Origin of the sequence: Gordonia sp. UBA7860, assembly GCF_002500165.1 — a bacterium.
In the GTDB taxonomy this organism is placed as follows: Bacteria; Actinomycetota; Actinomycetes; order Mycobacteriales; family Mycobacteriaceae; genus Gordonia; species Gordonia sputi.
Genome location: NZ_DLSO01000108.1, coordinates 1 through 654, shown reverse-complemented (window position 1 = coordinate 654; position 654 = coordinate 1). Strand labels below are relative to the sequence as shown.

Here is a 654-nt window from a genome sequence, read left to right as displayed (position 1 = left end):
CGAGCGCGCTCGCCGCGGTGAACACGACGACCCCGCCGATGAAGCCGCGACGGTTGCCCAGCCTGTCGCTCGCGGCGCCCAGCGGGATGAGGAGTGCCGCATAGACGATCGCGTAAGCAGAGAGTGTCCAACTGACCGAGGTCAGCCGTGCGCCACCGAAGTCCTTGGCGATGTCGTCGAATGCCACGTTGACCACGAAGAGGTCGAGGGCGACCAGGAACGGCGCGCCGCACGCGACCGCGAGAAGAGCACCGGCGCCGTGCCGCCGTTCGCTCTGGCTTTTGCTTTCCATAGTCAGACTGTTTACCCGCTGACTATGCCTGCGTCAAGTCAGCTACACTGTGGGCATGGAGTTACGTGGACCTCTGGCCGAAAGGGACAACTGGACGGCGAATCGGTGCTCTATCGACAAAGCCATGGGCGTGATCGGCACCCGATCCGCGATGCTCATCCTGCGTGAAGCGTTCTACGGGGCAACACGATTCGACGAGTTCGCGCGCCGCGTCGGGATCACAGACGCCGTCGCATCGGCTCGACTGCGGGAGCTCACCGAGGCGGGGCTCTTCCAGAACGTCCCCTACCCCGAGCCCGGCCAGCGCGTCCCCAACGAGGACCGCCTCACCCAGCAGGGCCACGCACCGCTGCCGGTGATCG

At 65.9% G+C, this 654-nt stretch carries 2 protein-coding genes; one reads left to right on the top strand and one right to left on the bottom strand.

From position 1 onward, the window contains the following. On the bottom strand, positions 1-292 hold a 292-nt coding region (locus B3T59_RS13485; protein ID WP_287003789.1), incomplete at its 3' end, for an MFS transporter. A gap of 55 nt (positions 293-347) precedes the next feature. Here B3T59_RS13485 and B3T59_RS13480 point away from each other — a divergent pair. Then, positions 348-654: winged helix-turn-helix transcriptional regulator (locus B3T59_RS13480; protein ID WP_287003788.1), on the top strand; the 307-nt coding region annotated here is incomplete at its 3' end.